The 24,130-nt window shown below is 41.1% G+C and carries 21 protein-coding genes; 5 read left to right on the top strand and 16 right to left on the bottom strand.

Annotated features, from left to right (window positions below):
* Positions 1–57 precede the first annotated feature (57 nt).
* The 13 genes from lpxA to rpsB form a co-directional block, all read right to left on the bottom strand.
* The gene (gene lpxA, locus L641_RS0109960) at positions 58–828 is read right to left on the bottom strand and encodes an acyl-ACP--UDP-N-acetylglucosamine O-acyltransferase (protein WP_008467508.1); all 771 of its coding nucleotides are present in this window, start codon (positions 826–828) and stop codon (positions 58–60) included.
* Between the two features lie 2 nt (positions 829–830).
* Positions 831–1,283: a 3-hydroxyacyl-ACP dehydratase FabZ gene (gene fabZ / locus L641_RS0109955; protein WP_008110974.1), complete on the bottom strand. Its 453-nt coding sequence runs from the start codon at positions 1,281–1,283 to the stop codon at positions 831–833.
* A 27-nt stretch (positions 1,284–1,310) separates the two neighbouring features.
* The gene (lpxD, locus tag L641_RS0109950; protein ID WP_013465423.1) at positions 1,311–2,333 is read right to left on the bottom strand and encodes a UDP-3-O-(3-hydroxymyristoyl)glucosamine N-acyltransferase; all 1,023 of its coding nucleotides are present in this window, start codon (positions 2,331–2,333) and stop codon (positions 1,311–1,313) included.
* A 7-nt stretch (positions 2,334–2,340) separates the two neighbouring features.
* Positions 2,341–2,859 carry an OmpH family outer membrane protein gene (locus L641_RS0109945; RefSeq protein ID WP_008467513.1) on the bottom strand — a complete coding sequence of 173 codons (519 nt, stop codon included), beginning with the start codon at positions 2,857–2,859 and terminating at the stop codon, positions 2,341–2,343.
* Positions 2,860–2,870: 11 nt separating this feature from the next.
* Entirely contained in the window at positions 2,871–5,342 is a 2,472-nt protein-coding gene (bamA, locus tag L641_RS0109940; RefSeq protein WP_024601808.1) for an outer membrane protein assembly factor BamA, read from the bottom strand.
* Between the two features lie 106 nt (positions 5,343–5,448).
* Positions 5,449–6,801: a sigma E protease regulator RseP gene (rseP, locus tag L641_RS0109935; RefSeq protein ID WP_024601807.1), complete on the bottom strand. Its 1,353-nt coding sequence runs from the start codon at positions 6,799–6,801 to the stop codon at positions 5,449–5,451.
* A 1-nt stretch (position 6,802) separates the two neighbouring features.
* A complete protein-coding gene (ispC, locus tag L641_RS0109930) occupies positions 6,803–8,005 on the bottom strand; it encodes a 1-deoxy-D-xylulose-5-phosphate reductoisomerase (protein WP_024601806.1) in 1,203 nt (400 codons plus the stop codon).
* Complete coding sequence (locus L641_RS0109925; protein WP_008110985.1) at positions 8,002–8,868, bottom strand: phosphatidate cytidylyltransferase; 867 nt, start codon at positions 8,866–8,868, stop codon at positions 8,002–8,004. Before L641_RS0109925 ends, ispC begins: the two co-directional genes overlap by 4 nt.
* Before the next feature lie 21 nt (positions 8,869–8,889).
* Entirely contained in the window at positions 8,890–9,669 is a 780-nt protein-coding gene (locus L641_RS0109920) for an isoprenyl transferase (protein ID WP_008110986.1), read from the bottom strand.
* Between the two features lie 256 nt (positions 9,670–9,925).
* On the bottom strand, positions 9,926–10,483 hold the full coding sequence (gene frr, locus L641_RS0109915) for a ribosome recycling factor (protein WP_008467521.1): 558 nt from the start codon (positions 10,481–10,483) through the stop codon (positions 9,926–9,928).
* A 14-nt stretch (positions 10,484–10,497) separates the two neighbouring features.
* Positions 10,498–11,247, bottom strand: coding sequence for a UMP kinase (pyrH, locus tag L641_RS0109910; RefSeq protein WP_016899281.1), 750 nt, complete (start codon positions 11,245–11,247; stop codon positions 10,498–10,500).
* A 158-nt stretch (positions 11,248–11,405) separates the two neighbouring features.
* Positions 11,406–12,257: a translation elongation factor Ts gene (tsf, locus tag L641_RS0109905; RefSeq protein WP_024601805.1), complete on the bottom strand. Its 852-nt coding sequence runs from the start codon at positions 12,255–12,257 to the stop codon at positions 11,406–11,408.
* A gap of 104 nt (positions 12,258–12,361) precedes the next feature.
* Complete coding sequence (gene rpsB, locus L641_RS0109900) at positions 12,362–13,090, bottom strand: 30S ribosomal protein S2 (RefSeq protein WP_024601804.1); 729 nt, start codon at positions 13,088–13,090, stop codon at positions 12,362–12,364.
* A gap of 272 nt (positions 13,091–13,362) precedes the next feature.
* Here rpsB and map point away from each other — a divergent pair, with 272 nt between their 5' ends.
* The 5 genes from map to L641_RS0109875 all read left to right on the top strand — a co-directional run bounded on the left by map (position 13,363) and on the right by L641_RS0109875 (position 21,324).
* Positions 13,363–14,148 (top strand): type I methionyl aminopeptidase, encoded by a 786-nt coding sequence (gene map / locus L641_RS0109895; protein WP_008467527.1) that lies wholly within the window; start codon positions 13,363–13,365, stop codon positions 14,146–14,148.
* A gap of 167 nt (positions 14,149–14,315) precedes the next feature.
* Positions 14,316–16,934, top strand: a complete 2,619-nt coding sequence (gene glnD / locus L641_RS0109890) for a [protein-PII] uridylyltransferase (RefSeq protein WP_016899280.1) — start codon at positions 14,316–14,318, stop codon at positions 16,932–16,934.
* Between the two features lie 9 nt (positions 16,935–16,943).
* Complete coding sequence (dapD, locus tag L641_RS0109885; protein ID WP_008467531.1) at positions 16,944–17,771, top strand: 2,3,4,5-tetrahydropyridine-2,6-dicarboxylate N-succinyltransferase; 828 nt, start codon at positions 16,944–16,946, stop codon at positions 17,769–17,771.
* A gap of 275 nt (positions 17,772–18,046) precedes the next feature.
* Positions 18,047–19,063 (top strand): tetratricopeptide repeat protein, encoded by a 1,017-nt coding sequence (locus L641_RS0109880; RefSeq protein ID WP_024601803.1) that lies wholly within the window; start codon positions 18,047–18,049, stop codon positions 19,061–19,063.
* 230 nt (positions 19,064–19,293) lie between these two features.
* The gene (locus L641_RS0109875; protein WP_008467536.1) at positions 19,294–21,324 is read left to right on the top strand and encodes a BCCT family transporter; all 2,031 of its coding nucleotides are present in this window, start codon (positions 19,294–19,296) and stop codon (positions 21,322–21,324) included.
* An 81-nt stretch (positions 21,325–21,405) separates the two neighbouring features.
* On the opposite strand, the gene L641_RS0109870 is transcribed toward L641_RS0109875, so the two are convergent.
* From L641_RS0109870 to megL, 3 genes are all read right to left on the bottom strand, one after another.
* Complete coding sequence (locus tag L641_RS0109870; protein ID WP_013465435.1) at positions 21,406–21,750, bottom strand: 4a-hydroxytetrahydrobiopterin dehydratase; 345 nt, start codon at positions 21,748–21,750, stop codon at positions 21,406–21,408.
* A gap of 38 nt (positions 21,751–21,788) precedes the next feature.
* Entirely contained in the window at positions 21,789–22,586 is a 798-nt protein-coding gene (gene phhA, locus L641_RS0109865; RefSeq protein WP_013465436.1) for a phenylalanine 4-monooxygenase, read from the bottom strand.
* Between the two features lie 238 nt (positions 22,587–22,824).
* Complete coding sequence (gene megL, locus L641_RS0109860; RefSeq protein ID WP_024601802.1) at positions 22,825–24,006, bottom strand: methionine gamma-lyase; 1,182 nt, start codon at positions 24,004–24,006, stop codon at positions 22,825–22,827.
* Between the last annotated feature and the right edge of the window lie 124 nt (positions 24,007–24,130).

Genomic DNA, 24,130 nt, shown 5'->3' with positions numbered 1-24,130 from the left:
AAAAAACCACCTTGGTTACTCAAAGGTGGTTTTTTTTATAAATTAAAATGCTCTTTATTAACGCACAATACCGCGCTCTGAGCTTTTAACAAAATCAATCATCAGCTGCACAGCAGGGTATTTTTCAGCGTCTTCTGAAAGCGATTCTATCGCTTCATCAACGCCTAGGCTCTTGCGATAAAACGCTTTGTACGCGCGGCGTACTGCCATTATCTCATCGCTTTCAAAACCACGGCGTTTCATACCTTCGGTATTGATTGCAGCAGGGCCTGCTGGCATCCCAATGGTGGTAACAAAAGGAGGTACGTCTTTATTTACACCAGAATACATACCAACAAATGCATGAGCACCAATTTTACAAAATTGATGCACACCTGAGTTACCCGCTAAAATAACCCAATCACCAACATGAACGTGACCTGCTACACTGGCATTATTTGCAAAAATAACGTTATCGCCAATCACCGCATCGTGTGCAACGTGAGTGTAAGCCATAAATAAGTTATTGCTACCTATTTTGGTAACACCTTCATCTTGGATTGTACCGCGATGAATAGTCGCACATTCACGAATAATATTATTGTCGCCAATAATTAAGCTTGTTGGTTCGTTGTTATATTTTTTGTCTTGGCAGGCTTCGCCCACAGAAGCAAACTGAAAAATATGGTTACCAGAGCCAATAGTAGCAGGCCCTTTAACAACAACGTGAGACTCAATAATACAGTCATCACCAATAACAACATCATTACCGATGTAACTGTATGGTCCAACTGACACATTGTTACCAAGTTTTGCACCCGGTTCGATTATTGCCGTAGCATGGATCACAATTAAAACTCTCTTCTAGCACACATGATTTCGGCGCTACACACTGTTTTGCCGTCAACTTTAGCTTCAGCCGCAAATTTCCATATGTTACGACGCTCTTTTAAAAACTTAACATGAAGATGCATGGTATCACCTGGCACAACCGGCTGCTTAAAACGAGCATTGTCTACGGCTGCAAATAGGTAAAGTTCGTTTTCACTACGATTTTCAACCGTTTTAAACCCTAATAGACCCGTTGCTTGTGCCATTGACTCTAATATTAGCACACCAGGAAAAATCGGCTGGTTTGGGAAATGGCCGGTGAAAATGGGTTCATTAATCGATACGTTTTTAATTGCATGTAACGATTCACCAGGGGTGAAATCTATAACGCGATCAATCAGTAGCATCGGGTAACGGTGCGGTAATAAACTTAAAATTTCTTGAATATCAAGGCTATTTAATTCGTTTGCCAAAATAGCATCCTTATTAGTGTTCAACGTTCATGACTTATTCAATGCTTCAAGCGCTTTTAGACGTGACTTCATGTCTGAAAGGTTACGCAAATGAGCAATTGATTTTCGCCATTCTTTGTTAGTCGTATGAGGCATACCGGATGAGTAAATACCCGGTTCGGTGATTGATTTAGTCACCATACTCATACCAGTAATTATAACACCATCACATACAGACATGTGACCGTTAATTGCGGTCATGCCGCCAATCTGGCAATTTTTACCTATGCTGACACTGCCTGCAAGTACAGTACAACCGGCAATAGCCGTGCCTGACTGAACTTCAACGTTGTGTGCTATTTGACACTGATTATCAATAATAACGTTACTGTGAATAATAGTATCATCAAGCGCACCACGATCTATCGTGGTACTTGCACCAATTTCGACTTTATCGCCAATGATCACTGAGCCTAGTTGTGGAATTTTAAGCCACTGACCACGTTCATTCGCATAACCAAAACCGTCGCTGCCAATAACAGTATTCGCTTGAAATAAACAGTCTGCGCCAATCTCAACATCATGATAAACGCTCACACTTGACCATAGTTTGGTGCCTGAGCCTATTTTAACACGTTCACCAATAAAACTGTTCGGACCAATTTGTACGTTATCGCCAATCACAGCGTCAGCTTCAATTACAACATTCGCGCCTATGGCTGCGCTTTTACTGACTTGCGCACTGGCATGTATAACCGCACTTGGGTGTATACCACTAATGGCACTACGTGGCGTGGTATCCATTAACTGAGCGAGTTTAGCGTAATTCACATACGGATTGGCGACGATGATTTTGTTGCCTGAAAAATAAGGCGCATCCTCAGGACTCAGTATCACAGCACTGGCTTGTGTTGTTTCAAGCTGAGAGCGATATTTCTTGTTCGCTAAAAATGCAATATGCCCAGTCTGGGCATTTGCAAGTGTTGCTATTTTTTTAATTTCTAAAGCGCCATCACCTTGTAGCTCGGCGCTTAGAAGTTCCGCAATTTGCGAAAGCGTATAATTTTGCATAAATTAATTATTTCTTACTTACAGCGTCTACAACTTTTTCAGAAAGATCAGTTACTTCTTTAGGGTTAAAGTAAATTGTTGTGTCTTTTACTTTAACTTCGTCGAAGTCGCCTTTTTTAGCAATCTCTTGGATTGTTTCAATGATTAGAGTCTGAACTTTAGCCAACTCTTGATTTTGGCGTGATTTAATTTCTTGCTCTAGAGGACGACCTTTTTCAGCAAGATTTTTTTGCATACCTTGAATTTTATCACGTAATGCGTCTTTTTGGTCTTGACTCATTGTAGTGCTTTCACGCTTAAACTTTTCAGCTTCAAAGCGAATGTCACCTTGTAACTTTTCAAGCTCTTGACGACGCTCTGCAAACTCAGTTTGCAGAGACTGTTCAATTTTAGCCATTTGTGGAAGCTGCTTGTAGATTTCTTGCATATCTACAATACCCACTTTATGAGCAAAAGCGTTAACTGATGTACCCATCATAAGTGTAGCTAAAACGGCAACTGCTGTTGATTTGAATAATTTTTTCACAATAAACTCCTTTAGAAAGTGTTACTAATATTAAAACTGATGGTCTTGGTATCGTCATCTTCTTCTTTTTGCAACGGATACGCAAAGCTGATCAGCATCGGACCCATAGGTGAGATCCACTGTAATGATAAACCGGTTGCAACCCTAAATCGCATTGGGTCTGAGTAGTCATCTAATTTTGCACGCTCATCAATCCTTAAGTTTTGATAGCGATCAACACTGAATTCGGTATCCCATACATTGGCAGCGTCAACAAAGAAACTCGTTCGCACTGAGCTAGTATTTTCTTCATCTAAGAATGGAGTAGGTACAATAAGCTCCATACCTGCCACTGCTTTAGCATTACCACCAATACGACCTTGTGGTATTAGCACGTCAAACTCTGACGCCCCACCAATGTTGCCTGTGGTTGTGCCATCACCTGATGGCGTACCTGGTATTGATTGCGGTATACGCGAAACAGCACGCGGTAAAATGGTATTTCTATCAAAGCCACGTAATTCCATTTCAGTGATACGGAAGTATTCTTGGAACGGTAAAGTTTGATCATAGCCATTGGTAGAGCCATAACCATTACCATAACCTAATGCAGCACGCGTTGAGAAAACCCAACGATGATCGTTAGAAATCGGCCAGTAAAAACGCGAGTCATAATTTAATTTAAAGTACTGTAAATCAGAGTTTGGCGTTGTGGCTGTTAAGTTTAATGTTTGTCGTGAACCTGCCGTTGGGAATAAACCACGGTTAACTGTAACTCGTGACCAACCAACACTTAGCTCGTAGTTTGTAAATTCAAAGCCCGCATCTGGATTTTCTGGATCTAAGAAGGTTTCACGTAGTACACGTGTTTGCTCATATTCAGCAATATCTGACAATTGTTCTTCTATCCAACGTGCGCCAAAATTAATACGGTTAATGGCATCAATTGGGAAACCAATGTTTGTCCCTAACCCATAACTTTTTGACTTATAGTCAATCAAACTAAACTGACTGGCATCGTAGTTACTGTAAAAGATACTGCTACCCTGCGATACGCCATCCGGCGTAAAGTAAGGGTCGGTATACGATACACTGACACGCTCAGAGCCGCGTGAAGTATTAATATTAAAGCCAATTTGGTTACCTGTGCCTAAAAAGTTAGACTCGGTTACACCAATATTAAACTGCAGACCTAAGTATGAGCCATAGGCAAGACCGGCATTGAAGCTGCCCGCAGATTGCTCTTTAACAGTAAAGTCAACGTCCACTTGGTCATCCACACCTGGAACTGGCACCACATTAAAATCAACGGTTTCCATATAAGGTAAACGTTGAATTTGTAGTTTAGAACGCTCTAGGTTTTGATTAGATAACCATGCACCTTCAAGCTGTGTCATTTCACGGCGCAGTACTTCATCAGCCGTGTTTTGGTTACCACCTACAATAATTCGACGAACATACACACGCTTGCCTGGGTCAACCGACAGAGTCAATTGTACTTCTTGGTTCTCGTCATCAATTTCTGGAATCGTACGTACTTCAGCATTGGCGTAACCAAAACGCGCCAAGTAGCTTTTGATAAATTCTTCTGATGAGGTAACCACTGATCCGTTATAAAGCTCGCCTGTACGCAGTGGAATAACACTTTTTATTAATTCTTCACGACCGAGTAAATCACCGATGAAATCAAAGCCTTTCACTTTGTATTTAACGCCTTCGGTAATATTTGCCGTTACATAAACAGACTCACGTTCAGGGCTAACTGATACTTGAGTTGAGTCAATATTAAAGCGTAAATAGCCACGGTCTAAATAAAAGCTGCGAATTTTTTCTAAATCGCCTTCAATGGTTTGTTTTTGATAGCGGTCGCTACCCATAAACTGCCACCATGGTAAGTCTTGCTGCGACTCAACTAGTTGCAATAACTCTTCGTTTGAGAAAAGCTCATTACCCACTAAGTTAATTTGACGAATGGAGGCTGCATCGCCCTCGTCAAACTCAAGTCTTAATTTAACGCGATTACGTGGTAATTTAGTGACACTGATATCCACTTTTGCATTGTATTTACCAATACTGTGAAAAAATTCAATCAGGCCTTTTTCGATATTATCGATTACCGTTTTATCAAGCGGCTCGCCTTGGCGAATATCTTGTTGATCGAGTGACTGATTTAATTGCTCATCTTTTATGTCTTTATTGCCTTCAAATTCAATAAAGCTAATGGTTGGACGTTCAGTTACTTTAAAAATAACGTTATTACCATCACGTAACGCTTTTATATTGTCAAAGTGACCAGAGCGATAAAGTGACTTAATTGTTTTTGAAATTGTATATTCATCAACATTGTCGCCCACGTTAATAGGAATATGCGTTAATGCAGCACCAAGTGCGACACGTTGCAATCCCTCAACTTTTAAATCTTCAACAATAAAGGAGTTTTGGCCTAGGGCTGCAAAGCTTGCACCCAATAAACTTGAAACTACCAAATGTTTTTTTATAGCCATTTTATTATCTTTATCCTTTACAACTGTATTACCGCTTAGCATCGAAAATTAAATATTTACGAGCTTTACAATCGTGTTCTAATTTGTCGTTACCACGCTTACATAACTACAAGCGCGATACATCATTGAACAAAGCGAAACATGTTAGAAAAATGAGTAGCAAGGCTCCCACTTTAAAACCAAACTCTTGTGTCTTTTCAGAGACTGGCTTTTTACGAAAAAGTTCAATTATGTAATACATTAAGTGCCCACCATCAAGCACTGGCAGAGGAAGTAAATTAAATACTCCCAAGTTAACGCTTATCAAAGCTAAAAAGCTTAAAAATGCGACTAATCCATAACTAACACTGGTGCCGGCGCCTACGGCTATGCCGACGGGCCCACTTAGGTTTTTAACCGACATCTGGCCTGTTATTAAGTTACCTATCATGTCAAAACTCAGCGTAATTAAACGCCATGTTTCTTTTGTGCCCAGCACAATACTATCTAGTGGCCCATAATGTCTAGTCTCTACAAAATCATCAGGCCACTGTTCTACAACGGGAGCAACACCCAAAAAGCCTTGCTCTATGCCATTACTGACGACCCGGCTCTTTGGAGTAACTGTTATTGTTTTTATACTATCTTGTCTTTTTACACTAAATTGTAAGGATTTGTTAGCCGATTGAGTAATAAGATTAACTAATTGCTGCCAACTGGTCATTGTTTCACCATTCACAGCTAAAATAACGTCGTTAACCTGTAAATTAGCCTGTTCAGCAGCTGAGTTTTTAGTAATAGCGGCAATAACCAAGGTTGCCTGAGGACGAAACGGTACAATACCTAACGAACTGAGCGGCGGTACATCTTGCTGATCAAGCTTCCAACCATCTAGGTTAAGTGTTTGCACTGTTTGCTGATAATTTTCGTTACGTAAGGTTACGGCAACGCTTTTATCACCTAAATGAGACATCAAAGAAAAGGTCGCATCTTGCCAATTACTTATGTCGTCATCACCAATTTTAATAATTTGCTGGGTTGGCATAATACCGGCCTGTTCAGCTCGGCTGCCTTCAACAACACTACCCACAACTGGTTTTATGGTTTGCACACCTACCATGTACATCACCGCTAAAGCAAAAATAGCGAACAAAAAGTTCGCCATCGGCCCTGCTGCCACAATGGCTATGCGGGCTTGAACTGATTTAGCATTAAACGATAAATGACGTTGATTGGCAGGCACTTCATCAACACGCTCGTCGAGCATTTTCACGTATCCGCCCAGCGGGATTGCCGCAATAACGTACTCAGTATTATATTTATCGTGCCATTTTAGTAAGGATTTACCAAAACCAATTGAAAAGCGCAGTACCTTTACACCCGCTTTACGCGCAACCCAAAAATGACCATATTCATGAACGGTCACTAAAATGCCTAGTGCGAGTATAAACGAACCTAAATTCCAAAAAAAATCGAACATATCAATGCACCACTTTTGTTATAAACTGCGCAGCGCTGATGCGAGCTAAACGGTCACACTCTAAAATTTCATCGAGAGTTTTCGCATCAGTAAATTGTGCGGCGTCTAGCGTTTGCGCATTCACTTTATAAATATCCGTAAACCCAATCTGCCCCTGAAGAAACGCATTAACTGCAATCTCATTAGCCGCATTAACGGTGGTGGTGGCTCCTTGGCCTGCATCACAGGCTGCAATTGCAAGCTTTAAATTGGGGTAACGTGAGAAATCAGGTTTGGTAAACGAAAAATCACAAATATCAGAAAAATTTAACTGCTTGACACCCGCATCAATGCGCTCTGGATACGCAAGTGCATGCGCTATCGGGGTGCGCATATCAGGGTTACCCATTTGCGCTAAAATAGAGCCATCTTGGTATTGCACCATAGAATGGATAATACTTTGTGGATGAATCACCACATCAATATCGCTTGCATCACAGTTAAATAACCATTTTGCCTCAATAAACTCTAAGCCTTTGTTCATCATCGTAGCTGAGTCTACTGATATTTTTTGCCCCATAGACCAATTAGGATGAGCAACCGCTTCACTGACGCTAACGGTGTTAAGGGTATTGATATCGCGATTTAAAAACGGGCCACCTGAGCCAGTTAATAAAATTTTGCTAACCCCATGTTGCTCAAGCCTTGCTTGCCCTTGGGTATTTTGTAAAGCACTAGGTAAACACTGAAAAATAGCATTATGCTCGCTGTCGATGGGTAATAAAGTTGCTTGATGCTTTTTAACTTTATCAATGAATAACTGACCCGACATCACCAGTGACTCTTTGTTGGCAAGCAATACTTTTTTGCCCGCTTCAACAGCGCTCAAGGTAGGTAGTAATCCGGCTGCACCGACAATCGCTGACATAACCGTATCAACATCACCATGAGCACAGAGCTCACTCATGGCTTTCTCGCCATGCATTACTTGCGTTTTACTCTCATGCTTTAAAAGCGCAGAAAGCTGCTTAGCCGCCGATTCAGATGCCATTACAGCATAACGAGGCTGGTGAGCTATACACAGTTCAGCCATTTTTTTTGCATTTTGTCCTGCGGTCAATGCAAAAACTTTAAATTGCTGTTGGTTTCTTGCAACAACATCTAACGTGCTAAGACCTATCGACCCCGTCGCACCCAAAATAACCAGTTGTTGCACAGCACTCATAAGCTAAGCGTCCAAGCAAAGCAAATAACAAACATCGGTGCTGCCGCAGTTAAACTATCAATACGGTCTAAAATACCACCGTGTCCTGGTAAGCAACTGCCGCTATCTTTAAGTCCCGCTTCGCGCTTAAACATACTCTCAAGTAAATCACCTACCGCAGAAAACAAGGCAATAAACGCTGTCATAACTGCATAAATAGGCCATACAGAGGTATCAACGTTAGTGTAATAACAAAAAGCCAGTACAAATAACACCGCGGCAACCACGCCACCTGCGAGGCCTTCTATGGTTTTATTTGGACTAACTTTAGGCATTAACTTATGTTTACCAAAACTTTTACCTGTAAAGTAAGCGCCTATATCGGCACTCCATACAATGCCTAATACAACTAAAATGAGCATAGAGCCATAGTGAGTAGATTCCGTATATTGCGCACTACGCAGTGTGTTAAGTGCAAGCCATAGCGGTACTAAGGTCAACAAACCAGCAATGCCGCGCATCACAAGCCCTTCGTTCCACCCTTTCGCCATAGCAGGGTAACGCCACACTAAGTAACTGGCTACCAACCACCAAGAAAACGACAAGGTAAATAAGTAATTAGCATCGCCTACAAGTTGACCATCTTGCCATAGAGTCTCTATAGGCCAATGCAAATTGAGTAACCCTAGTAATACTGCCACTAATAACACGAAGGCGCCACGTTTTAGCTTATCGCATAGTCCCATAAAGGCAGACCATTCCCACGCGCCCATTAATACAATAGCACCCGCAAAATAACTAAATAACGTTAGTGGGGTGTAAAAAACCAAAGCCAGTGCTAATGGCGCTAGCACTAGTGAGGTTAAAATACGTTGTTTTAACAAAATGATGACCCTTAATCTATTTTAGGTTTGAGCGAGTAATTGTTTTATTTGTTCGCCCGTGCAACCAAAACGTCGCTCTCTGGCAACGTAACATGCAATGGCCTCTGCAAAAGCAGCTTCATTAAAATCAGGCCAAAGTGTATTTGTGAAATAAAGTTCAGCGTAGGCTGCCTGCCAAAGTAAAAAGTTACTAATTCTGACATCGCCACCGGTACGGATCAATAAATCAGGCTGAGCTTGATCTGCCATACTCATATGCTGTGCAATATGTTCTTCTGTAATATCTGCTGGGTCAATTTCTCCATTCGCTACTTGTAAAGCAACTTGCTTAGCAGCGTGAGTCATATCCCAGCGACCACCGTAATTTGCCGCAACATTTAAGTGCAGCCCGGTATTGTTCGCTGTTAGTTCTTGAGCTGTATGTACTTTAGCGCGCAAGCTTTCAGAGAATCGAGATAAATCTCCAATGATGGTTAGTTTTACGTTATTTTTATGCAGCTTTTTAACTTCTTTACTCAGTACAAATAAAAAAAGCTCCATAAGTGTATTTACTTCGTCTTCAGGGCGGCGCCAGTTTTCACTACTAAAAGCAAATAAGGTTAACGATTGTATTCCTAATTTAGTACAAAACTGCACGGATTGACGAACTGCATCCACGCCTTTTTTATGCCCATATACACGAGGTCTATTTCTAGCTTGTGCCCAACGCCCGTTCCCATCCATGATGATGGCAACATGTTTAGGTAAACATTGCTGTGAAATTGTATCAGCGTCTAGAACCATAAATTTTGTGTATTCCATAAAAAAACGCCGCCTAGTATACCCCAGACGGCGTTTCAAAACTAATAATTTTAACCTGTACCCGTGATAATAAATCTACATAAAGCAAATAATTATACAGCTAACAACCTTGTATTTACTGATAATCGAGCCAATAGCAAAGAGTAAATACAATCTGTTACCCTTTAAAATCACACAATTAAAGTTAAGTGCGAAGGCATATAAACAACGACTTAGTTACTTCAGTAAAGCTGTTAATCCGAGCCTAGATTAGCAATTAGATTTCCATCAACTCAGCTTCTTTCGCTGTTAGTTGCGTATCCATTTCTTTGATAAACTTATCAGTGATTTTTTGGATAGCATCTTCAGCTTGACGCGCTTCATCTTCAGAGATGTCTTTATCTTTTAATAAGTTTTTAATATCGCCATTTGCATCACGACGAATGTTACGAATAGCAACACGACCGCCTTCTACTTCACCACGTACGATTTTAATTAAATCTTTACGACGTTCTTCAGTCAATGGAGGAAGTGGTACACGGATCACTGTACCTGCAGACATTGGATTTAAACCAAGGTCAGATGCCATAATCGCTTTTTCAACAGCTTGCGCTAATGACTTATCAAATACACCAATAGCCAATGTACGTGAGTCTTCAATTGTTACATTTGCAACTTGGTTTAACGGTGTTGGTGCGCCGTAGTACGACACCATGATGCCGTCTAAAATTGCAGGATGAGCACGGCCAGTACGAATTTTAGATAATTGACTACCAAGTGCTGCTACACTTTTTTGCATGCGCGCTTGCGCATCTTTTTGAATATCGTTAATCACGGTTTAATCCTAATCTAGTTACTAACTTCATCTGAGGCTTGTGAAGAAATAAGGGTTCCTTCTTCTTCACCCATTATTACGCGTTTTAATGCGCCTGATTTATTCATATTAAATACGCTCAATGGCATATTATGGTCGCGAGCTAATGTAAATGCCGCTAAATCCATTACTTTTAGTTCTTTATCAATAATTTCATTGTAGCTTAAGTGACGGTAAAGTGTCGCATCTGGGTTTTTAACCGGATCATCGCTAAATACACCATCTACTTTGGTTGCTTTAATTACTGTGTCAGCTTCAATTTCAATGCCACGTAAACACGCTGCAGAGTCAGTTGTGAAGAACGGGTTACCCGTACCGGCTGCAAAAATAACAACGCGACCTGTTTTTAATAAGCTAATGGCTTCTGCCCAGTTATACGCATCACATACGCCATTTAAAGGAATGGCTGACATTAAACGGCAATTTACAAATGCACGGTGCAACGCATCACGCATAGCAAGACCATTCATGACGGTTGCAAGCATACCCATGTGGTCGCCAACAACGCGGTTCATACCTGCTTCGGCTAGTGAGCCACCACGTAAAAAGTTACCGCCACCAATAACTAAACCCACTTCTACGTCGAGTTCTACGAGCTCTTTAATTTCTTGTGCCATACGATCTAAAACTTTAGGGTCGATGCCGAAGCCTTCGTCTCCCATTAAAGCTTCACCACTTAATTTGAGAAGAACACGTCTAAAAATAGGTTTGCGATTGATAGTCATAGTTTTGGGGCCAACTTTTATTGAATTATGGATAAAAAATAACCGCGCTTATGTTAAACATAAAAGCGCGGTTATTTTAAAGAATTTCTAAGCGTGACGCAAAAGCAAATAGTACTTTAATTGCATCTATTTTCCTTTGGCATCACAAATAGCTAATCTTACTTAGCTTTAGCAGCTGCAATTTGAGCAGCAACTTCAGCAGCAAAATCTTCTTCTTTCTTCTCGATACCTGCACCAACTTCCATACGTACAAAGCCAGTAACTGTTGCGTTTTTCTCTTTAAGAATTTCGCCAACAGACTTTTTAGGTTCCATGATGAAAGCTTGACCAGTAAGAGAAACCTCACCAGTAAATTTCTTCATACGACCAACAACCATCTTCTCAGCGATTTCAGCAGGCTTGCCTTCATTCATCGCGATGTCGATTTGTACTTGCTTTTCTTTTTCAACAACATCAGCAGGTACATCATCTGGCGTTAGGTAGTCTGGGTTTGAAGCAGCAACGTGCATTGCAACGTGCTTAAGTGTTTCTTCATCAGCAACACCTGCAACAACAACACCAATACGCTCACCGTGACGGTACTCAACTAATTGCTCACCAGTGATGTACTGAAGACGACGTACATTGATGTTTTCACCAATTTTAGTTACTAGCTCAACACGGTCTTCTTCAAACTTAGCTTGTAAGTCTTCGATAGATGTAGTGTCAGCGATAGCAGCATCTGCAACTTTGTTAGCAAATGCTAGGAAGCTTGCATCTTTAGCAACGAAGTCAGTTTGACAGTTAACTTCTACAAGTACTGCAACACCCGCGTTTTGCTTGATGATGATAGTACCTTCAGCAGCGATGTTACCTGCTTTTTTAGCAGCCTTTGCAGCACCGCTCTTACGCATGTTTTCAATCGCTAACTCGATGTCACCATCAGTTTCAGTTAACGCTTTTTTACAATCCATCATGCCAGCGCCAGTACGCTCGCGTAATTCTTTAACTAGGGCAGTAGTTACAGCCATTAGTAAATCCTCAAATCTGAAATCAGGTTTAGATAAGCGGGTTACCCGCTCCACAAGAATAGCAAGTCTTCACCTTTAAAAGATGAAGACTTGATGACAGCTAATTACTCAGCTTCTACGAAGTCATCTTTTTCAGCTTGAGCAACGATGTTACTCTCACGGCCTTCAGTGATCGCAGCTGCAACAGCACTAGTGTAAAGGTTGATTGCACGGATAGCATCATCGTTACCAGGTACGATGTAATCAACACCGTCTGGGTTAGAGTTAGTATCAACGATTGCAACAACTGGGATACCTAGGTTGTTAGCTTCACGGATAGCGATGTGCTCGTGGTCAGCATCGATTACAAAGATAGCGTCTGGAAGGCCACCCATGTTTTTAATACCACCAAGGCTTTTTTCAAGCTTGTCCATTTCACGAGTAAGCATTAACGCTTCTTTCTTAGTTAACTTCTCGAAAGTACCGTCTTGGCTTTGAGCTTCAAGGTCTTTAAGACGCTTGATTGATTGACGAACTGTTTTCCAGTTAGTCAACATGCCGCCTAACCAACGGTGGTTAACGAAGAATTGATCGCTTTGTAAAGCAGCTTCTTTTACTGCTTCGCTTGCTGCGCGCTTAGTACCAACGAAAAGAACTTTACCTTTGTTTGCAGCAGCACTAGATAAAAACTTAAGTGCAGTGTTGAACATTGGTACAGTTTGCTCAAGGTTGATGATATGTACACGGTTACGTGCGCCGAAGATGAAAGGCTTCATCTTAGGGTTCCAGTAACGTGCTTGGTGACCAAAGTGAACACCAGCTTGAAGCATATCGCGCATTGAAACGTTTGCCATTTTGTAAATCCTCTAAGTTGTTTAGGGTTAGGCCTCCACATATCCCATAGCACCAACACCGCAGTTAAATGAAACTGAAATGCACCCAAGTGTATGTGACGATACGTGTGTGTGTTAAAATAAAATTGTGTTTGCCTTAAATACAAAAAATCATTTAAGAATTTATTTGTAAAAAGACGGCGCGCTTTATACCATATTAAAATTAAATACTCAACGTCTCGTGCAAAAATTGTGCGACGATAATCATCTAAAAACGCAACTTTGGAGCCTCAATGAGCGCTGTGATTAAGACCCCTGAAGAAATCGAGAAAATGCGTGTAGCCGGCCGTTTGGCTGCTGATGTGCTAGAAATGATCGAACCACATGTGGTACCAGGTATCACCACCGATGAGCTAAATACAATTTGTCATGATTATATTGTTAATGTGCAAGATGCCGTTCCTGCTCCTCTTAATTATCATGGTTTTCCAAAATCAATTTGTACCTCGGTAAATCATGTAATTTGTCACGGAATTCCGAACGACAAAGCATTAAAAGACGGTGACAGTGTCAATATTGACATTACTGTTATTAAAGATGGTTACCATGGTGATACTTCAAAAATGTTCCATGTTGGCACACCTAACATTCAAGGCAAACGCCTTGCAGAAGTGACCCAAGAAAGCCTTTACCTTGCCATTAAAATGGTAAAACCGGGTGTTCGCCTTGGTGATATTGGTGCAGCTATTCAAAAATATGCAGAGAGCTTTAATTACTCTATCGTACGTGAATACTGCGGGCACGGTATTGGCAGTGAATTTCATGAAGAACCACAGGTAATGCATTACGGAAAACCAGGTACAGGCGAAACATTAAAAGCCGGTATGTGTTTAACAATCGAGCCCATGGTCAATGCAGGCAAACGCCAATGTAAATTACTAAAAGACGACTGGACTGTGGTAACAAAAGACCGTAGTTTATCAGCTCAGTGGGAACATACCTTACTGGTAACTGAAAATGGTGTTGAAATTTTAACACTACGATCAGATGATACTATCGATAGAATCATCGAGCACTAATAGTAGTGTGTGCTTAATCATAGTAATAACAGGCTTTAGCCTGCGTACAGATTAAGTGGTTTGCTGCAAAGGGAAATAACATGATTTATTCCCTTTGCAGCAAACACAGTATAAAAATAACTTAATCCAAGACTTATAATGCAGTCCATATATAGGAGCCAGCCTAAGTGGCATTACCTAACAAAGTAAAAAAGTTGCTCAATGATGCTCAGCAACTTAGCGAATACCGCGATTGCTCCGCCTATTTTTATAAATGGTTGCATAATGAATTCTCAAAACAACCCGTTGGTAATCTAATAAACGCCCGTGCAGAATTTATAGACCGGTTACTGATTAAACTCTTTCATGTTTTCGATTTAGCCCACGAGCCCGATCTCGCTTTAATTGCTGTAGGAGGTTATGGTCGTGGTGAACTTCATCCCTACTCCGACATTGACTTTTTACTGCTTGTTACCCAGCAACCCAATGACGATATTTGCGAAAAAATTGGCCAGTTTGTCACTATGCTGTGGGATCTTAATTTAGAAATAGGTCACAGTGTACGTACCATTGAACAAGCCATAGAGCAAAAACGTGAAGATGTTACCTTTGCCACCAGCCTACTAGAAAGCCGATTAATTTTCGGCAACCATATTGAATTCGAAAAGCTCAAAAGTCACCTCATCGAAAGGCCTGTATGGGGCTCTGGAGAGTTCTTTGTTGCAAAAGTACAAGAGCAAAATTTACGCCACAAAAAATGTCATGGTACGGCTTATAATCTAGAGCCTAATATAAAAGAAAATCCAGGCGGGCTGCGCGATTTACAAACCATTATTTGGGTTGCAAAAAAACACTTTAGAGCCGAAACCCTGCAAGAGCTGATAAATCACGGCTACCTAACTCACGAAGAATACCAAGAACTGTTAGAGTGCCTTGAAAATTTATGGAACATTCGCTTTGCTTTGCATTTAGCCGCGGGTCGCTCAGAAAACCGCTTATTATTCGATCACCAACCGCAAGCGGCTGAAATTTTGGGTTTTGGTAGTGATGGTAAAGCCTCTGTTGAGCGCATGATGAAACGCTTGTTCAGAATAATGAGCCGTGTGCGTGAACTTAATCAAATGCTACTTTCGTACTTTGAGCAAAGTATTTCACCAGACAGCAGCCAAGCCACTGTTGAAGAACTTGATCGTAATTTTGAACGCGTGGGCCATCAAATTCGGGTAAAAAGTCCATCAGTATTTTTTAGGCGTGACCAACTTTTTGTATTATTTGAGCACATTGCTGATCACCCAGAAATTACCCATATATACCCAAGTACCATTCGAACTATCCGCCAAGTACGTCGTCGCTTATTAGGTGACTTACAAGATTATGCCGCGTGCCGCGAAGCTTTTTTACGTATTATAAAGCACCCTAACGGCATGGGCCGTGCATTTACGCTAATGCATAAGCACGGCATGATTGCCGCTTACCTTCCGCAGTGGCGCAATATTTTTGGCCAAATGCAGTTTGATTTGTTTCATGCCTATACCGTAGATGAACATACCCATAAATTAATTAATAATATTTACCAATACTTCGATAAAACCAGCATTAGTGACTTTCCAATTTGCAGTGAAATAGTTACGCGCATGGATAAACCCGAATTACTGTATTTGGCTGGTATTTTTCATGATATTGCTAAGGGGCGTGGTGGCGATCACTCAGAGCTGGGCGCTGTTGATGCCATAGCGTTTTCAAAGCTGCATGGTTTTGCCTCTTCAGATGGTAAGCTTATAGCGTGGTTAGTAAGCAATCACTTACTTATGTCGGTAACTGCGCAACGTAAAGATATTAACGACCCCGATGTAATAAAAGATTTTGCATCGCGAGTAAAAACCGAACGCCAACTCGATTACCTCTATTGTTTAACCGTGGCTGATATTCGAGCCACCAATGACAACCTATGGAATGACTGGAAAAACACGCTGCTGCGCGAGCTTTATTTGCACACACAGCGCGCCTTGCGCCTTGGGCTTGAAAACCCAATGGATCAACGCGACCAAATTCGTGATAAAAAGCACCAAGCTAAGCAACGCCTGCTTAATTTGCATTATCACGAGGAGCAAATTGACTTAATTTGGAGCCGTTTTAAAGCAAATTACTTTACCGCTTTTAGTGAGCAACAAATTTCTTGGCATACTGAGCACTTACTCAAGTGCACTGATTTAAGCCAGCCCAGTGTTATCGTTTCTAATAAAGCGATGCATGGCGGTACCCAAGTGTTTGCTTATAGCCCCTATTCAGGTGCCCTCTTTGCTCGACTGGTAAGTGTTATTGGCTCTAAAAAAGCGCAAATTCAGCACGCCCAAGTACTGACCACCAAAGATGGCTACGTACTGTTCAACTTTGTTATTTTAGAAGTTAACGGCGATCCGATTGCCAGTAGCCGCGCACAATCGATTAAACGCGGATTAGAGCAAGCGCTTCATGATCCACGTAAAAAAATACGCTTTAAAAAGAGCCGATCACAGCGTTTTAAAGACTTTAATATTAAACCTAAAATTGTACTGCGCCCGCACCCTCGTAAGGATCGTAGCTTAATAGAAATTCAAGCGGTTGATATACCTGGACTATTAACTAAAATAGCCGAGGTTTTTCAAGCTTACTTACTCCACATACATGCCGCACGTATTACCACGGTAGGCGAACGTGCAGAAGATTTCTTTGTGGTATCAAATAACGAATATCAAGCGCTGACTGATGAAGAGCAAGCAAAAATTCATCAGGCATTACGTAAAAAACTCAACGCCGAAATTGAATAAGAGGACACTATGTCAGATTTAAAAACCATGATTGAAAATGCGTGGGATAACCGCGACAGCATTAGCCCTGCTACAGTATCAAGCGATGTTAAACAAGCAATTATAGATGCGCTTGAGCTATTAGATAGCGGCGCTGCTCGCGTTGCAGAGAAAATTTCAGGCGAATGGGTTGTTCACCAGTGGCTTAAAAAAGCAGTACTACTTTCATTTAGAATTCGTGAAAATCAGCCAATGAACGACGGCGTAAACCAATTTTACGACAAAGTACCGCTTAAATTTAGCGACTACACGCCGGAGCAATTTCAGCAAGGCGGCATGCGTGTCGTACCCAACGCCGTTGCTCGTAAAGGCAGCTTTGTAGGTAAAAATGTCGTATTAATGCCATCGTACGTAAACATAGGTGCATTTGTTGACGATGGCACCATGGTTGATACATGGGCGACAGTGGGCTCATGTGCTCAAATTGGCAAGAACGTACACTTATCTGGCGGCGTAGGCATAGGCGGCGTTTTAGAGCCGTTACAAGCGAATCCTACCATCATTGAAGACAACTGTTTTATTGGCGCACGTTCAGAAATTGTTGAAGGCGTAATTGTTGAAGAAGGCGCCGTTATTTCAATGGGAGTTTACATTAGCCAAAGTACCCGTATTTACGACCGTGAAACCGGTGAAATTCACTATGGCCGTGTGCCTGCCGGCGCGGTTGTGGTTCCAGGTGCACTGCCTTCAAAAGATGGCAGCCATAGCTTGTATGCGGCTATTATTGTGAAAAAAGTAGATAAACAAACTCGCGAAAAAGTGGGCATTAATGCCCTACTGCGCTCGATTGATGATTAAAAGCAGCTGTAAGTTTTTAGCTGTTAGCGCTAAGCAGGTTGATGTTAAACGTAGGTTGGGTTGAATAAAACGAAACCCAACGACACATTAAGTTAATGTGTATTCGCTAAAATTTAATTACATACAGAAAAAGCCCTAAGCTTGTATAGCTTTAGGGCTTTTTTAGTGATTTTAAAATACTTTCTCACAAACCTGTCCCCTTTAATTGCGTTGCTTTGTTAGATGCCTACAACTATAGTGAATTAACGCATAGTTCGATTGTCGAGGTTAAGTTGTTGCGGCTTTTTGTAATAAGTTGGTTGATATTATTATGTTCAAAACACGTCTTTGCTAATGACTTCAATACCTTTGAAAAAAAATTAGACGAAGCCGAAGATTATCTTACTGTTAATCCAGCTCAATCTATTACTATTTTAGAAAACCTCACAGGGTTACAACTCATGCCGCCAGAATTATTTATCCGCTGGCACCTTATCTATGCCCGTACAGCAGTACCTACAAGTCACTATGACGAGCTTTATACATCGATTGACGCAATATTTCAGCATCATCAAACTGATTATTTCAAACAAAAACTGACCACCATTATGAGTGCCTTGGGAATATGGCTTCGCCATGCAGAATATTTAGACGATGCCCAGTACTCATTTAAATGTGCTTACAAATATGCGCAAAACGATCGTCAACGCTTAACACTCACCAACAGTATGGCATTGGTTGCTCGCTCGCAAGATGACTTTGCAAAAGCGCGTGCTTTATACCTCGACAGTCATAAGATCACCACACAATTACAGCTTCCCAATGTAACCGCACTGATAGAAAGTAACTTAGGTTATTTAGCCCTGGATGAGGGCAATATACCCGAAGCTGAGCGCTATTTTAGAAGTGCATTAAGAAATAACCAAAACATTGATAAACGCGCGGGGCAAATCTCAACCGGGCTTAATTTATTAATGGTTTTTTTGATTCAAGAGCAGCAAATTAATTTTGAGCGACTCTATAGCCCAACGGCCACATTAACCCATGCCTTTCCCAATGAAGCGAAACAAGCATTACTTTTTTGGCTTGAAATAGGCTACAAAAATTTGACTGGGGGTTTTATAAGCCAAAAAGACAAACAACAGTTACAAACAGCGTATGAGCAATTAGAAAGCGATAAAATGAAACAACTGGTCGCGCGCTATTTAGCCAACAAGCTAGATGTAGCTGTAACCTTACCCGCCCCTATTGTCGCTAAGGACTTTACCAGCCCTTGGTTTGAGCTGGTAAAGCAATGTGATTGGAAACGCTAAGACTCGATTTAGTCCTTAGCCTATAAAAGGCTATCCCCCTCTAAAATAAATACTTTAATACTCTCACATCAACTTTCTCTTACTTTCTTTTTTAAAACCAAGCTGCTGTAAATATTAACTTTAATTTAAAAAAGTGACATTTTTAAGCTGCAAAATTAGCCAACCCTAGTGAATTTATAATAAGGTAGTCAGGCATACTTGAAAGTTAGCAATTAATATTAAGGATTAATATGACAAAAACTGCTTTACGCTCAACCATTTTGCTACCTGTATTTTTGCCCGCCGTATTTATTATTCTACTTTTGGTGATTGGTACAAGTAGTAACCCTGAACTCGCAGGTCAGGCATTTAGTGTTGCCCTTACGTGGATAACAGAAACCTTTGGCTGGTTTTATATGTTGTCTGTCGCTATTTTCTTGGTATTTATTGTCTCAGTCGCGGCTTCTAGCTGGGGGAATATAAAATTAGGGCCCGATCATGCACAGCCACAATACAGCTTTGGTGAATGGTTTGCCATGCTCTTTTCTGCCGGTTATGGCGTGGCACTGCTTTATTTTGGTGTTGCTGAACCCGTTCTGCATTACGCATCCCCGCCATCGGGGGCGGCTGAAACCGTTGATGCCGCCAAGCAGGCAATGCAAATTGCCTTTTTCCATTGGGGATTTCATATTTGGGCTATCTATGGAATTGTTGGTTTAGTGCTTGCTTACTTTGCATTTCGCCATGGCTTACCACTGTCTATTCGCTCTGCGTTGTATCCACTTATTGGCGATAAAATTTATGGCCCAATCGGCCATACTGTGGATGTATTTGCCATATTAGGTACTTTATTTGGTATTGCCACTACACTAGGGCTTTCGGTGACTCAAATAAATGCTGGCCTACATTACTTATGGCCAAACATCCCTATTAATACCACAGTGCAAATTACGGCCATTGCCGTTATTACTGCGGCAGCAACACTCTCAGTGGTGGCCGGTATGGATAAAGGGGTCAAGCGATTATCAATTGTGAATATGACCTTAGCGGTTTCACTAATGGCTTTTGTGTTTTTCATTGGCCCAACTATTCACATCTTAGAATCATTTTTACAAAATACCGGCAGCTACCTAAGCGGTATTGTTGAGCGTACTTTTAATTTACAAGCTTATAGTCGCAGTGATTGGATTGGTAACTGGACTTTATTTATATTTGGCTGGACGATTGCGTGGGCACCGTTTGTGGGTATGTTCATCGCTAAAATTAGCCGTGGTAGAACCATCCGACAATTTGTTGTTGGGGTAATGTTAGTTCCCACTATTTTTACCTTTTTATGGTTTTCAGTCTTTGGTGATACGGCACTTAACTTAATTATGAATGAGGGGTTTGATACGCTTATTGGCGATGTACAAGCAAATCATGCCGTCGCATTATTTCAATTATTTGAAGTGTTACCACTGTCATTTTTCATTTCACTACTCACTGTCATTTTGATCATAACTTTTTTTGTTACATCATCTGATTCAGGCTCTTTAGTCATTGATTCACTCGCCTCTGGAGGAAGCATTAATACGCCGGCTTGGCAACGCGTGTTTTGGGCGGTACTTGAAGGTGCTGTGGCGGCTGTTTTATTAGTGGCAGGCGGACTAAGTGCGCTGCAAACCATGACCATAGCCAGTGCCTTACCCTTTGCTATTATTATGCTAATTGCCACGGCGGGGCTTTGGCGAGCTCTAAAAATTGAAGGCCATCGAGACACCAGCTTGCAAGCACATACACTTAATAGCCGCAACATTAACTTGTCTCACTGGAAGCGTCGTTTAGCGGCTATGGTCAATTACCCTAATAAAGAAAAAGTACATACTTTTATTGGTAGCGTGGTAGTTGAGGCAATGAAAGCCGTACAAGCAGAATTGAAATCTAGACAATGGCATGCAGTGGTGGAATTTGATACTGATTTAGGTCGCGCTCATTTAACGGTACTGCGCCATGAACATGTGGATTTTGTTTATGATATTCGCCTTACCGAGCATCCTATGCCAAGCTTTGCTTACTCAGAGCTAAAACCTGATAACAACGATGCTGAAAAGTATTATAAGGCCGACGTGTTTTTACGTCGTGGTGGTCTGTCATACGATGTTTATGGCTACACTGAAGATGATATTGTGAAAGATATTCTTGATCAGTTTGAGAACTACTTACACTTTCTAGGTAATAGCCCAGGCGAACTTCCTTGGGATATGGCCGAACATGATGACATGTTAAATACCGATAAAGCTTAACGGATACAGCCAGTATTGGTAAAACGGTAATTAAAAATAAAAAAGGCACTGTAAAGTGCCTTTTTATTTACTCAAATATAATTACAGCGCGTTAAATACATCGTCTGTTTTAGCAGCACAAATAAAATCGTTTTTATGCAAACCTTTAATTGAATGGCTCCACCAAGTAACAGTTACTTTACCCCATTCGGTTAATAGACCAGGGTGATGGCCTTCGTCTTCAGCCATATCGCCAACTTTATTAGTAAATGCAATGGCCTGCTTAAAGTTTTTAAACTTATAAACGCGCTCTAATTGCATAATACCGTCGCGTACTTCCGGCACCCAATCAGGGATTTTTTTAATTAATTCAGCCAATTCTGCATCTGATACTTTTGGAGCATCTGCATGACAGGCTTCACATTTTTGTTCACTTAATGAAGACATTTTAAATCCTTAATTCTAGTGTTACTTTTATTAAAAAACTAACTAGCTAATTTTTCTTTTGGGGGAAATTTCGGCTCGTGTAAACCAAGCGCCTTAGCTTGCTCAACTAAAGTCATTATATCCATTTGCGATATTTCAAACAGATCATGAATCGAATTAATGGTGTAGTACAGCGGCTGCATAATATCAATACGGTATGGCGTGCGCAGCACATCTAGCACATTCATTGGATTAATTTCTGGTGTATCAGAGTACACGTATTGGGTTTCTCCTGGGCTTGATAAAATACCGCCCCCGTATATACGCAATCCTTTTTCAGTTTGCATCAAACCAAATTCGACCGTAAACCAATACATGCGCGCTAAATAAACGCGGTCTTTTTTCTCTGCCGCGTAACCTAGTTGCCCGTACTTATGCGTAAATTCAGCAAAGTCAGGATTTGTTAGCATGGCACAGTGGCCGAATATTTCATGAAAAATATCGGGCTCTTGTAAATAATCAAATTCTTCACGGCTACGAATAAACGTAGCAACAGGAAACTGCTTGTTGGCCAGTAGTCTAAAAAACTCATCAAAGTCGATAAGTGCAGGTACAGGTGCTACTTGCCAACCTGTTGTTGCCAATAGCACTTCGTTTAGCTCACTTAGCTGTGGAATACGATCATGCGGTAGATTAATTTTTTTTAACCCTTCCATGTACTCGTCACAGGCTTTGCCTTCAATGCACGCAAGTTGGCGTGCTACAAGCTCAGACCAAATTTTATTTTCTTCATCGCTCCAATGTATAACGCCATTTTCATCTGGTGTTTTAGAGGTGTAATTACTTGCTTTAGCCATAAATACCTTCTTTGGGTTTAAACCCTAAATCGGTGTCAAAATAATAGCCACGTGCTCGGCTATTCGATGTAGACATACTATGCAAAAGTGAACAAAAGTTTAATAGCTTGACTCAGATCAATACTTTCGCATATTGCACAGATCGTAAAATTATAATTACACCAGAGCAAAGATAAAAACACACCCCACATTTAACAGCACTTACAGATCGAAATCACTGTAAACAATAAATTACACGTTACGATATTTTAGTAAATGCTTGGTTGAGATCGTTAATAATATCATTAACATCTTCAAGCCCAACAGATAAGCGAATTAAACCATCACTAATTCCGGCTGCTAATCTTTCTTCGGGTGTGTAAGGCGAATGGGTCATCGATGCAGGGTGTTGAATAAGTGTTTCGGCATCGCCTAAGCTAACCGCTAAAGTACATAGCTTCATGCTATCAATAAACTGCTCACCGTCGGTTAAACTCCCTTTAATTTCAAAAGCAATAACACCGCCAGCAGCTTTCATTTGCTTACCAATAAACCGATGACCTGGGTGCGACTTCAGTCCAGGATAGTACACTTTACTCACTTGAGGGTGAGCCTCTAAATATTCAGCAATCGTTTGCGCACTCTGGCAATGACGCTCTACCCGTATAGCTAATGTTTTTAAACCTCGGTTAATTAACCATGCATCGTGTGGGCTAATCGTCGCGCCTATATCTTTTAACACCGTCATTTTAATATGTGTAATGTGCTCAAGGGATCCACACACAATACCTGCGACTACATCGCCGTGACCATTTAAATACTTGGTAGCACTGTGCATAATAATATCGATGCCGTATTGTTTAGGTGACTGTAGCAGCGGCGTTAAAAAGGTATTGTCGACCACACTTATTAAATTATGCCGTTTTGCTACATCACCAATAAGTGCTAAATCAATAACGGCCATCGTTGGGTTTATCGGGGTTTCTGCAAATATCATTTTTGAGTTTGGCTTTATTGCAGCACGTAACTCATCTTCATTGGTCATATCCACAAAGGTGACTTCAATGCCCCAACGCGGCAACATATGCGCAAAAAAAGCAAAGGTGCAACCATAAAGCGCACTTGATGCAACTAAGTGATCGCCTTGTGATAAAAAGCTCAGTACTGAAGCCGATACCGCTCCCATACCTGTAGCCGTTGCCGCTGCAGCCTCACAGCCCTCTAATTGCGCCACTTTTTGTTCAAGTTCAGTGGTGGTAGGGTTACCCAAACGCGTATAAATATAACCGGGCTCATCGCCAGCAAACCGTGCAGCACCTTGGGCGGCATTTTCAAAATGAAATGTCGATGTTTGGTATAATGGCGAGGTTAATGCGCCATGGGGATCATTGGCTTTTTGTGGACCATGGATACATTGGGTGTGTGGATGATGCTTGCTCATTATGTGCTCTCGTTTTTATTATGTGTGTCAATTACATAAATAAAACGCACCGCACTTTAAATCACAAGCATGCCGGATGCTCAGATGGCTATTTGTGCAAACTTTACTCAAAAAGCTGTACACA

It is taken from the genome of Pseudoalteromonas sp. TB41 (genome assembly GCF_000497975.1).
GTDB lineage: Bacteria > Pseudomonadota > Gammaproteobacteria > Enterobacterales > Alteromonadaceae > Pseudoalteromonas > Pseudoalteromonas tetraodonis.
Note: the sequence above shows the minus strand (reverse complement) of the source record. Positions and strands in the feature narration are given on the sequence as shown.

Bases quoted from the DNA above. Each gene is read 5' to 3' on its own strand.
- lpxD (WP_013465423.1), bottom strand. From the start codon at position 2,333: ATGCAAAATTATACGCTTTCGCAAATTGCGGAACTTCTAAGCGCCGAG.
- bamA (WP_024601808.1), bottom strand. From the start codon at position 5,342: ATGGCTATAAAAAAACATTTGGTAGTTTCAAGTTTATTGGGTGCAAGC.
- rseP (WP_024601807.1), bottom strand. From the start codon at position 6,801: ATGTTCGATTTTTTTTGGAATTTAGGTTCGTTTATACTCGCACTAGGC.
- ispC (WP_024601806.1), bottom strand. From the start codon at position 8,005: ATGAGTGCTGTGCAACAACTGGTTATTTTGGGTGCGACGGGGTCGATA.
- L641_RS0109920 (WP_008110986.1), bottom strand. From the start codon at position 9,669: ATGGAATACACAAAATTTATGGTTCTAGACGCTGATACAATTTCACAG.
- pyrH (WP_016899281.1), bottom strand. From the start codon at position 11,247: ATGACTATCAATCGCAAACCTATTTTTAGACGTGTTCTTCTCAAATTA.
- tsf (WP_024601805.1), bottom strand. From the start codon at position 12,257: ATGGCTGTAACTACTGCCCTAGTTAAAGAATTACGCGAGCGTACTGGC.
- rpsB (WP_024601804.1), bottom strand. From the start codon at position 13,090: ATGGCAAACGTTTCAATGCGCGATATGCTTCAAGCTGGTGTTCACTTT.
- map (WP_008467527.1), top strand. From the start codon at position 13,363: ATGAGCGCTGTGATTAAGACCCCTGAAGAAATCGAGAAAATGCGTGTA.
- dapD (WP_008467531.1), top strand. From the start codon at position 16,944: ATGTCAGATTTAAAAACCATGATTGAAAATGCGTGGGATAACCGCGAC.
- L641_RS0109875 (WP_008467536.1), top strand. From the start codon at position 19,294: ATGACAAAAACTGCTTTACGCTCAACCATTTTGCTACCTGTATTTTTG.
- L641_RS0109870 (WP_013465435.1), bottom strand. From the start codon at position 21,750: ATGTCTTCATTAAGTGAACAAAAATGTGAAGCCTGTCATGCAGATGCT.
- phhA (WP_013465436.1), bottom strand. From the start codon at position 22,586: ATGGCTAAAGCAAGTAATTACACCTCTAAAACACCAGATGAAAATGGC.
- megL (WP_024601802.1), bottom strand. From the start codon at position 24,006: ATGAGCAAGCATCATCCACACACCCAATGTATCCATGGTCCACAAAAA.